The sequence below is a fragment of the Mycobacterium sp. E2733 genome (genome assembly GCF_001667585.1).
GTDB lineage: Bacteria > Actinomycetota > Actinomycetes > Mycobacteriales > Mycobacteriaceae > Mycobacterium.
The window spans coordinates 1-14,002 of sequence record NZ_LZJZ01000128.1; the positions used below are offsets into that span (position 1 = coordinate 1).

The following is a 14,002-nucleotide window of genomic DNA, read 5'->3' on the forward strand; positions in this document are numbered from 1 at the left end:
GCTGACCCTGGGCGCCGACCCGGTGGCCACGGCCATCATGCACGCGCCGGGCCGTCCGATCGACGCGTTCGTGGTGCGAAAGTCCGCGAAAACGCATGGGCTGCAACGCCTTATCGAGGGATCCGAGGTGTCCGGTAAGCGGGTGCTGGTCGTCGAGGACACCAGCACCACGGGCGCGTCGGCGCTGACGGCCGTGCGCGCCGTCCAAGAGGCGGGCGGGGAGGTCGTCGGCGTAGCCACGGTCGTGGACCGGTCCACCGGCGCCGCCGAGGCCATCGAGGCCGAAGGCCTGCCGTACCGCAGCGTGCTGGGCCTTGCCGATCTGGGGCTGGGCTAGGTTGCATCGCCGTGCGCCCCTCCTCGCGGTAGCGGCCTGCGCCCTGGCCCTTCTGACGGGCTGCTCGGGCGCCAGCCCTCCGGTTCGCCCCTACGGCGCCCAGGGCGCGCGGCTCGGGGAATCGCTTTCCCTGCTGGGCTGGAACATGACGGTGGCGAACCTGCGCTGGGAGGGCGACTACGTGCTGATCGACGTCGACGCGTCCGCGGCCGACCCGCACGCGCCGCACGCCAAACCCGAGGACATCCGGTTCGGGCTCTACGGCGCGCTGTCGCACCCGATGGAGTCCAACGCGCTGGGCAGCTGCGACCGGCCGACGGGCAAGGCGCCCGATGTCCGCTCGCCGCTGTCGGCTTCGGGCGACCGGCTCGCCGGGACGGTTTGCCTTGGGCCGCTGAAGGATCGCAGCCAGGTCCGCGGCGTGTACAGCTACTCGCCGCGCGACCGGATCCCCAACACCTCGGCGGCCTACCCGGCCGCGTTCCCGGTGGGGCTGATGCCCACCAACGCCAACGACACCGGCCTGGCGGTCAAGACCGTCAGCCTGTCGGCCTGGCGCGCCGACGGCGCCCCGGTGACCAAGGCGCAGCTCGGCGATCCCGCGGCGTTCAACGGGAACGGCTACATGCTGCTGGGTCTGGAGGCCGACGGGCTCGCGGCCCGGTACCGCGACGACTCCGCCAAACGCGGTGGCCCGCTGATGCTGCTCGCATCGCCGACCCTGCCCGGCGCCGGACTGAACCCGGCGTGCGCGGCCTACGGGTCGTCGGTGCTGATCCTGCCCGACTCCTCGCTGGACGCGGTGCACGTCAGCGCGTCGCTGTGCACCCAGGGCGAGATCAACGAGGCGCTGCTCTACGCCACGGTCGCCGTCGACGGCACCCACGCCGGGGTGTGGACGCCGCGATGACCGATCCGGGACCGACCGAGTGGGCCGCACCCGCCGCCGGGGTGGGGCCGTGGCCGGGCGAGCTGCCCGACGACCCGCGGTATGACCCGGTTCTGTTGCGCGAGGGCGACACTCGCAACGTCGTCGACGCGTACCGGTACTGGACGCGGGAGGCGATCATCGCCGACATCGATCGGCGGCGGCACCCGTTGCATGTGGCGATCGAGAACTTCGGCTACGACGCCAACATCGGCTCGGTGGTGCGCACCGCCAATTCCTTCGCGGTGCACACCGTGCACATCGTGGGCCGGCGGCGCTGGAATCGCCGCGGTGCCATGGTCACCGACCGCTATCAGCGGCTGCGCCACCACGACAGCACCGCCGAGCTGCTCGACTTCGCTGTCGGTGCCGGGCTGACAGTGGTCGCGGTGGACAACGTGCCGGGGGCGGCCCGGCTCGAGGAGGCCACGCTGCCGCGGGAGTGCCTGCTGGTGTTCGGCCAGGAGGGTCCGGGCATCACCGATGACATCCGGGCGGGCGCGGCGACCACTGTGTCCATCGCCCAGTTCGGCTCGACCCGCAGCATCAACGCCGGCGTGGCCGCCGGGATCGCGATGCACGCCTGGATCCGGCAGCACGGGGACCTGACCCAGGCCTGGTAGCTGACGGCCGTCTGTTTCCGCGTTCCGCGTCGAGCGTGCGCTGAGGGCGGGAATTCTCGGCGTGTCGCCGCCGTGGGCGCACACTCAAAGCCAACGATTCACACGCGTTGAGCGTTGGCCACTCGTCCTGCAATCTGATATCGCCCGCGATATCGAAATCCACGAGCACACGCAGTCCGGAGACTGGTGCTGCTGTGACAGCTGGGCCCAAATCCGTTCAGCTCCACAGCGTCACGTGCACCTTCGGGCGGAACCGGGTGACGCCCACGCCGGACCCGCGGATCATCGCCTGCGTGCAGCGCGGGGTGGTGATGAACCGGACCAACTCGGAGACGGCGGGCTGACGGGCCGACGGCGCCAACGTCGCCACGCACCACTCGCCCGACCGGTCCAGGCCCGGACCGTGCACGTGCGTCAGCCGCCCGGCGGCAAGGTCCTTGGCGACAGCGAATCCGATGGTCAATGTGACCCCGCCGACCCGCTGCACCTCCTCGAGGGCGGCCGCGTCGCTCTGGAAGATTCGCTGCTGGGATTCCGGAATTACCAAGTCGCGCAACATGGTTGCGATCTCGCCGTCCACGCCGCCCGCCGACGGGCCCAGCATCCATTGCTGCTGACGCAGCAACGCGGGGATCGGAACGCCAAGCGCCAGGGGGCTTTTGGGCGCGGCGACGGTGATGATCTGATACTTCAGAAAGGGCCGGACGAACAGCGCATCGTCCGCGCCGATCGAACTTTCGCTGGCCGGGCCGATCGCGATGTCCACCGCGCGCGAGCAGATCAGGTCGCGAAACCGGCTCGTGGGATGCACGCTCAACTCGACCGACAGGTCGTCGGCGCGCGACGAGAAGAGCTCGATCAGCCCGGGCGCGGCGTGTTCGGCGAACGCGGTGGACGCGGCGATGCGCAGCAACCGGCGCCCGTGGGCGGCCTCGGTGACCTCGATGGCGGTTTGCTGTTGCAGACCCAGGATTTCGACCGCGCGGCTGGCCAGCCGCAGCCCGCCGGGCGTGAACGCCAACCCGGCGCCGGTCCGGGTGAACAGCGGGTCGTCGAGCTCCTTGCGTAGCGCCGTCACGAGCATCGAGACGCCGGCGTCGGAAACACCCAGCTCTGCGGCCGCCGCCCGCACCGAGCCGAGGCGAACAACCGCCGAAAAGGCCCGAAGTTGAGCCGGGGTCATGGAGTCAGCCTAATTTAAAAGGGTGCGTGACGTGCTTGCCCAGCTGATGTCGATCTGGCGCGCCGGCGACACCGCGGGGCTCGGCACGGTGGTGCGCACCTTCCGGTCCGCGCCGCGCCCGCCGGGGGCCGCGATGATCGTCGCGCCGGACGGCTCGGTCACCGGGTCCGTGTCGGGCGGCTGCGTGGAAGGGTCGGTCTATGACCTCGCCACCGAGGCGGTGAAGACGGGCGCCCCGCGGCTGGAACGCTACGGCGTCAGCGACGACGACGCGTTCGCCGTCGGCCTGACGTGCGGCGGCGTCATCGACGTGTTCGTCGAGCCGATCTCCCGCGCGTCGTTTCCCGACCTGAGCGCGGTGGCCGACGACATCGCCGAGCGTCGCGCGGTGGCGACCGCCACCGTCATCGCCCACCCCGACCCGGGCTGGATCGGCCGGCGGGTCGTGATCCGGCCCGACGGGATGGCGGGGTCGCTCGGTTCGGCGCGCGCCGACGCCGCCGTCGCCGACGATGCGCGCGGCCTGCTCGCGCTCGGCCGCAGCGAGGTGCTCAAGTACGGGCCCGACGGGCAGCGGCTGGGCGACGGCATGGAGGTCTTCGTGTCCAGCTACGCGCCGCCGCCGCGGATGCTGGTGTTCGGGGCGATCGATTTCGCCGCGGCGCTCGCGCGGCAGGGCTCGTTCCTCGGCTACCGCGTCACCGTGTGCGACGCCCGCCCCGTGTTCGCCACCCGGGCGCGGTTCCCCACGGCCGACGACGTCGTAGTCGACTGGCCCCACCGCTATCTCGCCGCCCAGGCCGAGGCGGGCGCCATCGACCGCGACACGGTGATCTGCGTGCTGACCCACGACCCCAAGTTCGACGTGCCGGTGCTCGAGGTGGCGCTGCGCCTACCCGAGGTCGGCTACGTCGGGGCGATGGGGTCGCGCCGCACCCACGACGACCGGATGCACCGGCTCAAGGCCGCCGGGCTGACCGACGCCGAGCTCAGCCGGCTGTACAGCCCGATCGGTCTGGACCTCGGCGCGCGCACCCCCGAGGAGACCGCGGTGTCGATCGCCGCCGACATCATCGCCAAGCGCTGGGGCGGTGGGGGCCGGCCCCTGGCCCATATCGTCGGCCGGATCCACCACGACGCGCAGGTAGACGACGACTTCACGGCGAGTTCAGGGATTACTTAACTCGCTATTGACGCCCCTGTCAGGGGGGCTGACACTGTGGCGCATGCAAGTACCCGGACCCTTCGAATACGAACGTGCGACCAGCGTCGACCACGCCATCGGATTGCTGGATCGGTTGGGGGAGGGGGCGCGCGTCGTCGCTGGCGGCCACAGCCTGCTGCCGATGATGAAGCTGCGCATCGCCAACCCCGAGTACCTCGTCGACATCAACGACCTCGCGCTCGAGCTCGGATACGTGATCACCGATCCGACGCTGGTGCGCATCGGCGCGATGACCCGGCACCGGGAGATTTTGGAGTCCGACACCCTGGCCGCCGTCTGCCCGATCTTCCGGGACGCCGAGCGCGTGATCGCCGACCCGGTGGTGCGCAACCGCGGCACCCTCGGCGGCTCGCTGTGCCAGGCGGATCCGGCCGAGGACCTGTCGACGGTATGCACGGTGCTGGACGCGGTGTGCCTCGCCCGGGGCCCGTCCGGTGAACGCGAGATCGGGATCGATGACTTCCTGGCCGGCCCGTACGAGACCACGTTGGCCCCCAACGAGATCCTGATCGAGATCCGGATCCCGATGCGGCACGACAGCTCCAGCGCTTACGCCAAGGTGGAGCGCCGGGTGGGCGACTGGGCGGTCGCGGCCGCGGGGGCGGCGCTGACCCTGGACGGCGATGAGATCGCGGCCGCGCGCGTCGACCTGACGGCGGTGAACTCCGATCCCGGCGGCCTGGCCGAGCTGTCGGCCGCGCTGGTCGGCCAACCGGCCAGCGAGAGTGTCTTCGCCGACGCGGGCCGGCGTGCCGCGCAGGCGTGTGACCCGGCCACCGATGTCCGCGGCAGCGCCGAATACAAGCGGCACCTGGCCTCCGAACTGACCATCCGCACGCTGCGCACCTCTGCGCAACGGGTGCGCGACCAAAGGGGTAACTAGCATGCAGGTGAACATGACGGTCAACGGCGAGCAGGTGACCGCCGAGGTCGAACCCCGGACGCTGCTCGTGCACTTCCTGCGGGATCAGCTGCGGCTCACCGGAACCCACTGGGGTTGCGACACCAGCAACTGCGGCACGTGCGTCGTCGACGTCGACGGGGTGCCGGTGAAGTCCTGCACCATGCTGGCCGTGATGGCCTCCGGGCACAGCGTCCGGACCGTCGAAGGGCTCGCGGTGAACGGCCGGCTCGACCCCGTGCAGGAAGGGTTCATGCGCTGTCACGGGCTGCAATGCGGCTTCTGCACACCGGGAATGATGATCACCGCCCGCGCCCTGCTCGACCGCGATCCCGATCCCGACGAGCAGACCATCCGCGAGGCGATCTCCGGGCAGATCTGCCGGTGTACCGGATACACCACGATCGTGCGGTCCATCCAGTGGGCCGCACAGCACAGCTCCGCGGAGGCCACGTCATGACCACCATCGAGTCTCGCCCTCCTTCACCCGAAGACACCGCCGACAACGACCAAAAGCCTTGCGGACACGGCCGGATGCTGCGCAAGGAGGACCCCCGCTTCATCCGCGGCCGCGGCACCTACGTCGACGACGTGGCGCTGCCCGGCATGCTGCACCTGGCCATCCTGCGCTCGCCGTACGCGCACGCCCGCATCGCGAGCATCGACGTGACCGCGGCGCTGGCGCACCCGAAGGTCAAGGCGGTCGTCACGGGCGCGGACCTGGCCGAGAAGGGCCTGGCCTGGATGCCGACGCTGTCCAACGACGTGCAGGCGGTGCTGGCCACCGACAAGGTGCGGTTCCAGGGGCAGGAGGTGGCGTTCGTCGTTGCCGAGGACCGGTATTCGGCGCGCGACGCGCTCGAGCTGATCGACGTCGACTACGACCCCCTGGATCCCGTCGTCGATGTCCGACGGGCGCTGGATCCGTCGGCGCCAGTGATCCGCACGGATCTCGAGAACAAGAAAGACAACCACATCTTCGACTGGGAAACCGGTGACGCCGCGGCCACCGAGGCGGCGTTCGCGCACGCCGACGTCGTCGTCAAGCAGGAGATCGTGTACCCCCGGGTGCACCCGGCGCCGATGGAAACCTGCGGCGCCGTAGCCGATTTGGACCCGGTGACCGGAAAGCTGACGCTGTGGACCACCTCGCAGGCGCCGCACGCCCACCGCACGCTGTACGCGTTGGTCGCCGGCCTGCCCGAACACAAGATCCGGGTGATCTCGCCCGACATCGGCGGTGGCTTCGGCAACAAGGTGCCGATCTACCCCGGCTACGTGTGCGCGATCGTCGGCTCGCTGCTGCTGGGCAAGCCGGTGAAATGGATGGAGGACCGCAGCGAGAACCTGACCTCCACCAGCTTCGCGCGCGACTACATCATGGTCGGCGAGATCGCCGCCACCAAGGACGGCAAGATCCTGGCGCTGCGGTCCAACGTGCTGGCCGACCACGGCGCGTTCAACGGCCAGGCGGCACCGACGAAGTACCCAGCCGGGTTCTTCGGCGTGTTCACCGGCAGCTACGACCTCGAGGCCGCCTACTGCCACATGACCGCCGTCTACACCAACAAGGCGCCCGGCGGGGTGGCCTACGCGTGCTCGTTCCGGATCACCGAGGCGGTGTACTTCGTCGAGCGGCTGGTGGACTGCCTGGCCTTCGAGCTCAAGATGGACCCGGCAGAGCTGCGACTGCGAAACCTGTTGCGGCCCGATCAGTTTCCGTACACGACCAAGACCGGCTGGGTGTACGACTCGGGTGACTACGAGGCCACCATGCGCAAGGCCATGGACATGATCGGCTACGAGGCGCTACGCGCCGAGCAAAAGGAGCGCCGGGCGCGCGGCGAGCTGATGGGCATCGGCATGGCCTTCTTCACCGAGGCCGTCGGCGCGGGCCCGCGCAAGGACATGGACATCCTCGGGCTCGGCATGGCCGACGGCTGTGAGCTGCGCGTCCACCCCACCGGCAAAGCCGTTGTGCGCCTGTCGGTTCAGAGCCAGGGCCAGGGACACGAGACCACCTTCGCGCAGATCGTCGCCGAGGAGCTGGGCATCCCGCCCGACGACATCGACGTGGTGCATGGCGACACCGATCAGACGCCGTTCGGGCTGGGCACTTACGGCAGCCGATCGACGCCGGTGTCGGGCGCGGCCGCGGCGCTGGTGGCCCGCAAGGTGCGCGACAAGGCGAAGATCATCGCGTCGGGGATGCTCGAGGTGTCGGTCGCCGACCTGGAATGGGAGAAGGGCTCGTTCCACGTCAAGGGCGACCCGTCGGCGTCGGTGACGATCCAGGACATCGCGATGCGTGCGCACGGGGCCGGCGACCTGCCCGAGGGAATCGAGGGCGGCCTGGACGCCGAGGTCTGCTACAACCCGTCGAATCTCACCTACCCCTACGGCGCGTATTTCTGTGTGGTGGACGTGGACCCGGGTACCGCGGTGGTCAAGGTGCGGCGCTTCCTGGCCGTCGACGACTGCGGCACCCGGATCAACCCGATGATCATCGAGGGCCAGGTGCACGGCGGGATCGTCGACGGCATCGGCATGGCGTTGATGGAGATGATCGCGTTCGACGCCGACGGCAACTGCCTCGGCGGATCGCTGATGGACTACCTGATCCCGACCGCGGTCGAGGTGCCGCACCTGGAGACGGGGCACACCGTGACGCCCTCGCCGCATCACCCGATCGGGGCGAAGGGGATCGGCGAATCGGCCACCGTGGGCTCGCCGCCCGCCGTGGTGAACGCGGTGGTGGATGCGTTGGCGCCGTTCGGGGTTCGCCACGCCGACATGCCGCTGACCCCGTCGCGGGTGTGGGAGGCCATGCAGGGCAGAGCGAGGCCGCCGATCTAAGCGACGCGACGATGCAGAGCGAGAAACGAGCGATGAGGAGGAGGGAGCAATCGAGCCGATGACCGCCATCAGCGAACGGGCTCAGCAACTAATGGCCGCGCGCACGCCGTTCGTGCGCGCGACGGTGGTGCGCGCCCAACCGCCCGCCTCCGCGTACCCGGGTGACGAGGCGATCCTGTTGGCGGACGGCACCATCGAGGGCTTCGTCGGCGGCCAGTGCGCGCAGAACTCGGTCCGCAAGGCCGCGCTGGGCGCGCTGCAAGCGGGCGAAAGCGTGCTGCTGCGCGTGCTTCCCGACGGCGACGTCCATTTTCCCGAGGCGCCCGGGGCCTGCGTCGTCGTCAACCCGTGCCTGTCCGGCGGGTCGCTGGAGATATTCCTGACGCCGCAGCTGCCGCCGCCGATGATCCGGATCTACGGCGAGATGCCGATCGCCGACGCCCTGGCCCAGGTGTGCGCGGTGCTCGGCTACGAAACCGGGCGAGGCGCCGGCGATCTCGCTGACGCCACCGCCATAGTGATCGCCAGCCACGGCGGGCCGGAAGCCGAAATCATCCGAGCCGCACTGGACGCCGGCGTCGGTTACATCGGCCTGGTCGCCAGCAGGGTGCGCGGTGCCTCGATCCTGGACACGCTCGAACTCTCCGACACCGAGCGGGCCCGCATTCACACCCCGGTCGGATTGCGCATCGGCGCAAAGACCCCCGCGGAGATCGCCGTGTCGATCGGCGCCGAACTGATCGCGGCCGTGCGCGGGGGACTGGGCCGCCCCCTCGCGTCCGAGCGTGCCCCCGCCGAGGCGGTCGACCCGGTCTGCGGCATGACCGTGCCGATCGGCCCGCCCGCCGAGCACCTGCGGCTGGCCGGCACCGACTACTGGTTCTGCGGCCCGGGCTGCCGCACGGCGTTCGCGGAAAAAGCCGGCGCATGACGCCTGCGGTGTTCAGCGACGTCGACGACGTGATCGCCCGGTTCGACGCGCGGGACTACCTGCTGGACATCGGGACCGCGTCCGCGATCTATCTGGCGGTCACGCTGGGGCGCCCCCTGCTGCTGGAGGGCGAGCCGGGCGTCGGCAAGACCACGGCCGCGAAAACCCTTGCGGACGTGCTGAATACCCCGTTGGTCCGGTTGCAATGCTATGAGGGCCTGACCGCCGGTGAGGCGCTCTACGACTGGAACTACCAACGTCAGCTGCTCTCCATCCGGCTGGCCGAAGCCCAGCATACGCAGATCGCCGAGGCCGACCTGTACACCGAGGCCTACCTGGTCGACCGGCCGATCCTGCGCTGCGTGCGGCACCGCGGGCCGACCCCACCTGTGCTGCTGATCGACGAGATCGACCGGGCCGACGACGAATTCGAGGCGCTGCTGCTGGAGTTCCTCGGCGAAGCCGCCGTCACCGTGCCCGAGCTGGGCACCTTCGTCGCCGAGCGCCCGCCCATCGCGGTGCTCACCTCCAACCGGAGTCGCGACCTGCACGACGCGCTGCGCCGCCGCTGCCTGTACCACTGGATCGACTACCCGGAGGCGTCGCGGGCCGCCGCGATCGTGCGGCGCACGGTCCCGGGCGCCGCGGCCCCGCTGATCGAGCACGTCACCCAGTTCGTCGGCGCGGCAAGGGATCTCGACCTGGACAAGCCGCCGGGTGTGGCCGAAACGATCGACTGGGTCGCCGCCCTGGTGTCGCTCGGCGTCGCCGACCTGGTGGACCCCGCCGCGCTGGCCAGCCTGGGCGCGCTGGCCAAGACCCCCGACGACCGTACGCTGATTCGCGAAGCGTTTATCGAATACAGCCGCACCTGAGAGGACCCCCCGGATGAAGATCGCCAACCAGTTCACCGTCAGCGCGCCCATCTACCAGGCCTGGGACGTGCTGTGCGACCTGGAGCAGGTGATCCCGCTGATGCCGGGCGCGCAGCTCACCGGCCACGAGGGTGACGACTACTCCGGAAAGGTGAAGGTCAAGGTGGGGCCGGTCACCAGCGAGTTCAGCGGCAAGGTGCGTTTCGTCGAGCAGGACCGCGGCCAGTACCGCGCCGTGATCGACGCCAAGGGCAAGGAGACGCGCGGCACCGGCAACGCGGCCGCGACGGTCACTGCCCAGCTGCAGGCGGACGGCGATAAGACCAACGTCACCGTCGACACCGACCTGAAGATCGTCGGCAAACTGGCCCAGTTCGGCAGCGGCATGCTGCAGCAGGTGTCGGAGAAGCTGCTGGGCCAGTTCGTCGAGTCGCTCGAAGCCAAGCTGGCCCCCGAATTATCGGCCCCGGCCACCCCGGAGGGGCCCCCGCAGGTCGGGCGCATCCCGGAGCCGCGGCACGCCGCCCCCACCGCCGAGCCCGAGCCGATCGACCTGCTCGAGCTCGCCGGGGGCGACCAGCTCAAGAAATACGCCCCGCTGCTGCTGGCCGTGCTCGCCGGGCTGGTGCTGGGCTGGCTGCTCGGCCGGAGGCGTTAGCGCCCCGTGGGCACGCCGGTGCTGTTGCGGGGCGTCGACCTGGCGGCGTTCGCGGCGGCACTGGTTGCGCGACTACGCGCCGCCGGCGTCCACGTCTCCGCCAGCGGCCCGGCGAGCTTCGTGCGGGCGCTGCGAAAGCTGGTGCCCGACAACACAACCGCGCTGTACTGGGCGGCCAGGCTGACGCTGGTCAACCGGATGGAGGACCTCGGAGCCTTCGACGCGGTCTTCGCGGCCGTCTTCGGCGCCGCCGAACCCGACGGTACCGGCCACCAGGCTATACCCCCGACGCTGCCGGGCCCCAAGACACCCGCGGCCGGCACCGTGCGCCCCGCCGGCGATGCATCCGCTTCCGCCCAGAGCCTGCCGTGGGCGACGCGAACGCTGGCCGCCCCGGACGGCACCGCGCCCCCGAGCCTCCTGCTGCCGGACGTGCTGCCGAGCCGGATCGCCGCGCTGGCCGACGAACCGTTCGACCGCTTCGACGCGCAAGACCTCCGCCTGCTCGGCGGCTGGCTGGAGGCGACCGTCGCGCGCTGGCCGCGGCGGCGCAGCCGGCGATTCGAGCGCAGCCCCGCCGGCAAGCGGATCGACCTGCGGGCGACCATGAACGCGTCGCGCAGGAGCGGCTGGGAAGCGATGGTCCTGGCGCGAACCCGGCCGCGGCGCCGGCCCCGGCGGGTCGTCCTGGCCTGCGACGTGAGCCGCTCGATGCAGCCGTACGCCACCGTGTACCTGCATCTGATGCGGGCGGTGTCGCGCCAGGCCGGAACCCGCCCCGAGGTTTTCGCCTTCTCGACGTCGCTCACCCGGCTCACTTCGGTGCTCGCGCACCGATCCGCGGAGGTGGCGCTGCAGCGGGCCAACGCCAAGGTCGCCGACCGGTACGGCGGCACGTTCATCGGGCGCAGCGTGAACGGGCTGCTGGCTCCGCCGCACGGCAACGCGCTGCGCGGCGCCGTGGTGATCATCGCCTCGGACGGCTGGGACAGCGATCCCCCCGACGTGCTCGCGCACGCGATGGCCCGGGTGCGGCGCCGCGCGGAGTTAGTGGTCTGGCTCAATCCGCGTGCGGCGCAGGGTGATTTCCGGCCGCTGGCCGGCTCGATGGCCGCGGCCCTGCCGTACTGCGATCTATTTCTTCCGGCGCACTCGTTGGCGGGGCTGCGCCAATTGCTGCTCGCGTTGTGTCTTTGAGGGCGACCCCCGAGCGGCCGAGTTCGCGGGCCCCGGCCACCAGCGCGGCGGCGACCGCCGCGGCCGTCGGGTAGTCGAGGCCGTCGGGCGGATGGATGTTGGAGATGCAGTTGCGGTCGGCGTCGGTGAGCCCCGGCTTCGGCCGATGGGTCAGGTAGATGCCCAGGCTGTCGGCGACCGACAGGCCCGGGCGCTCCCCGATGAGCACGAGAACCGTTGTGACGCCCAGGGCTTGACCGATGTGGTCGCCGAGCGCGACGCGCGCCTGGGTCGCGATCACCGGCGGCGCGATCCGGTAGCGGCCGTCGAATTCGCGGACCAGCGCGTCGACCATGCCCGCCGCGTGATCGGTCAGCGCGCGCGGCGAGAGGCCGTCGGCGAGGACAAACCCGATGTCCGCCTTGTTTTTTGGCAGTCCCGACAAGTCGGCCGGGCTGCGGCCGAGGTCGGGCCGGCGCAGGTATTCGCCGCGCGAGCTCGCCCGGCTGCACACCCGCAGCGGCGCCTCGATGCCGACGTGGCGCAGCCGCTCGGTGAGGCCGTCGACGTCGAGCGGGTCGTGGACGGCGTCGCGCGCCGCGGCGTGGGCGGCCTGGAATTCCAGGACGCGCCGGGTCGGCAGCGAGTCCCCCGCACGACCGAGGCCGATGCGCGCCTGTGTGGCGGCGCGCAGCGGCGCCCAGATGTCGTTCATCAGCCGGCTGCCAGCGCCCGCAGCGGCGACGTCGCGGGATCGACGGGCAGGATCCGGCCGTCGGCGTCGACCATGCCCAGGCCGGCCAACCAGGCTTCGAATTCGGGTGCGGGCCGCAGCCCCAACGCTTTTCGCACATACAGCGCGTCGTGAAACGACAGGCTCTGATAGCCGAGCATGATGTCGTCGGCGCCGGGAACCGTGATGACGAACGCGGTGCCCGCCACGCCCAGCAGGGTCAGCAGCGTGTCCATGTCGTCCTGGTCGGCCTCGGCGTGGTTGGTGTAGCAGACGTCGACGCCCATCGGCAGGCCGAGCAGCTTCCCGCAGAAGTTGTCTTCGAGCCCGGCGCGGATGATCTGCTTGCCGTCGTAGAGGTACTCGGGCCCGATGAAACCGACGACGGTGTCGATCAGCAGCGGCTGCAGCGCCCGGGCCACCGCGTAGGCCCGCGCCTCCAGCGTCTGTTGATCGACCGGCCTGTTCCCCACGCCGAGGTGGGCCCCGGCCGACAGCGCCGCGCCCTGCCCCGTCTCCAGGTACATGACGTTGTCACCGACGGTCCCGCGGTTCAGCGACCGGGCGGCTTCGTTCGCCTCCAGCAGCATTGGAATAGAGGTGCCGAACGAGGCGTTGGCGCCCTCGGTGCCGGCGATCGACTGGAAAACCAGGTCGACGGGCGCGCCGCGCTCGATCAGTTCCATCGTGGTGGTGACGTGGCACAGCACGCAGGATTGGACGGGGATCGCGAACCGCTGGCGGATGTCGTCGAGCAGGTGCAGCAGCTCCGACGCCGCGTGCGGCGAGTCGGTCGCCGGGTTGATGCCGATCACCGCGTCACCGCAGCCCATCAGCAGGCCGTCGAGCAGCGCCGCCGCGATCCCGCGGGGGTCGTCGGTGGGGTGGTTGGGCTGCAGGCGGGTCGCGAGCGTGCCCGGCAGCCCGATCGTGGTCCGGAAGGCCGCGGTGGCCGTCGCCGCGGCGGCCACCAAGATCAGGTCCTGGTTGCGCATGATCTTCGACACCGCGGCAACCATTTCCGGCGTCAGCCCGGGGGAGACCGCGGCGATCCGCGCCGCGCCGTCGTCGCGGGACGCCGCGTCCAGCAGCCAGTCGCGGAAGCCGCCCACGGTCAGGTCAGCGATCGGGCCGAACGCCTCGTCGTCGTGGCCGTCGATGATGAGCCGGGTGACCTCGTCGGTCTCGTACGGCACCAGCACATCGGTGAGGAAGGTGGCCAACGGTATGTCGGCCAGCACCCACGCGGCCGCCGCCCGTTCGGCGTCGGATTCGGCGGCGCAGCCCGCGAGCTGGTCGCCGGAGCGCACCGGTGTCGCCTTCGCCATCACGTCGACCAGGCCGGAGAAGGTGTGCGTGGTCCCCGAAATGGTTTGCCGGTAGCGCATATTTCAGTATGAGGCAGGATCGGCGGTATGGATCAGCTATGGGCGAACCGGGCGGCCAGCTCCGAAGCCGCTGTCGCGCAACGACACCTGAAACGGCTGTGGGGGCTGCCCGGGACCCAGCTGGGCGTGGTGGCCTGGCCGCCGACGCGGCGGGACTCCTGGTTCGGCACCTGGCACTACTGGTGGCA

General features: G+C 70.8%; 13 protein-coding genes and 2 pseudogenes. 12 read left to right on the forward strand and 3 right to left on the reverse strand.

What is annotated here, in order from left to right:
- From A5678_RS22995 to A5678_RS23005, 3 genes are all read left to right on the forward strand, one after another.
- Positions 1-337: phosphoribosyltransferase family protein (locus tag A5678_RS22995; RefSeq protein WP_255396938.1), on the forward strand; the 337-nt coding region annotated here is incomplete at its 5' end.
- A 1-nt stretch (position 338) separates the two neighbouring features.
- A complete protein-coding gene (locus A5678_RS23000) occupies positions 339-1,247 on the forward strand; it encodes a hypothetical protein (protein ID WP_068047391.1) in 909 nt (302 codons plus the stop codon).
- Positions 1,244-1,888: an RNA methyltransferase gene (locus A5678_RS23005; RefSeq protein WP_068047419.1), complete on the forward strand. Its 645-nt coding sequence runs from the start codon at positions 1,244-1,246 to the stop codon at positions 1,886-1,888. The genes A5678_RS23000 and A5678_RS23005 overlap by 4 nt, the downstream gene beginning before the upstream one ends.
- Before the next feature lie 217 nt (positions 1,889-2,105).
- Here the strand turns inward: A5678_RS23005 and A5678_RS23010 are convergent, their stop codons facing one another.
- On the reverse strand, positions 2,106-3,071 hold the full coding sequence (locus A5678_RS23010) for a LysR family transcriptional regulator (RefSeq protein ID WP_068047395.1): 966 nt from the start codon (positions 3,069-3,071) through the stop codon (positions 2,106-2,108).
- A 22-nt stretch (positions 3,072-3,093) separates the two neighbouring features.
- Between A5678_RS23010 and A5678_RS23015 the strand changes: the two genes are divergently transcribed.
- The 8 genes from A5678_RS23015 to A5678_RS23050 are packed head-to-tail and all read left to right on the forward strand — an operon-like array spanning position 3,094 to position 11,714.
- The gene (locus A5678_RS23015) at positions 3,094-4,254 is read left to right on the forward strand and encodes an XdhC family protein (RefSeq protein WP_197502234.1); all 1,161 of its coding nucleotides are present in this window, start codon (positions 3,094-3,096) and stop codon (positions 4,252-4,254) included.
- Between the two features lie 43 nt (positions 4,255-4,297).
- Positions 4,298-5,179, forward strand: coding sequence for a xanthine dehydrogenase family protein subunit M (locus tag A5678_RS23020; protein ID WP_068047399.1), 882 nt, complete (start codon positions 4,298-4,300; stop codon positions 5,177-5,179).
- Between the two features lies 1 nt (position 5,180).
- Complete coding sequence (locus tag A5678_RS23025) at positions 5,181-5,657, forward strand: (2Fe-2S)-binding protein (RefSeq protein ID WP_068047401.1); 477 nt, start codon at positions 5,181-5,183, stop codon at positions 5,655-5,657.
- Positions 5,654-8,053, forward strand: coding sequence for an aerobic carbon-monoxide dehydrogenase large subunit (locus A5678_RS23030; protein WP_068047403.1), 2,400 nt, complete (start codon positions 5,654-5,656; stop codon positions 8,051-8,053). Before A5678_RS23025 ends, A5678_RS23030 begins: the two co-directional genes overlap by 4 nt.
- Positions 8,054-8,111: 58 nt before the next feature.
- Complete coding sequence (locus tag A5678_RS23035; RefSeq protein WP_068047405.1) at positions 8,112-8,984, forward strand: XdhC family protein; 873 nt, start codon at positions 8,112-8,114, stop codon at positions 8,982-8,984.
- Complete coding sequence (locus A5678_RS23040) at positions 8,981-9,859, forward strand: MoxR family ATPase (protein ID WP_068047408.1); 879 nt, start codon at positions 8,981-8,983, stop codon at positions 9,857-9,859. The genes A5678_RS23035 and A5678_RS23040 overlap by 4 nt, the downstream gene beginning before the upstream one ends.
- 13 nt (positions 9,860-9,872) lie before the next feature.
- Entirely contained in the window at positions 9,873-10,517 is a 645-nt protein-coding gene (locus tag A5678_RS23045) for an SRPBCC family protein (RefSeq protein ID WP_068047411.1), read from the forward strand.
- Positions 10,518-10,523: 6 nt separating this feature from the next.
- Positions 10,524-11,714 (forward strand): VWA domain-containing protein, encoded by a 1,191-nt coding sequence (locus A5678_RS23050; protein WP_068047413.1) that lies wholly within the window; start codon positions 10,524-10,526, stop codon positions 11,712-11,714.
- On the opposite strand, the pseudogene eutC reads toward A5678_RS23050, so the two are convergent.
- Positions 11,698-12,408: pseudogene (gene eutC, locus A5678_RS23055) on the reverse strand (ethanolamine ammonia-lyase subunit EutC); the annotation flags it as partial. The gene A5678_RS23050 and the pseudogene eutC sit on opposite strands and share 17 nt — an antisense overlap.
- Entirely contained in the window at positions 12,408-13,814 is a 1,407-nt protein-coding gene (locus tag A5678_RS23060) for an ethanolamine ammonia-lyase subunit EutB (protein WP_068047416.1), read from the reverse strand. The pseudogene eutC and the gene A5678_RS23060, both read right to left, overlap by 1 nt.
- Before the next feature lie 27 nt (positions 13,815-13,841).
- Between A5678_RS23060 and A5678_RS27340 the strand changes: the two are divergent.
- Positions 13,842-14,002: pseudogene (locus tag A5678_RS27340) on the forward strand (fructose-bisphosphate aldolase); the annotation flags it as partial.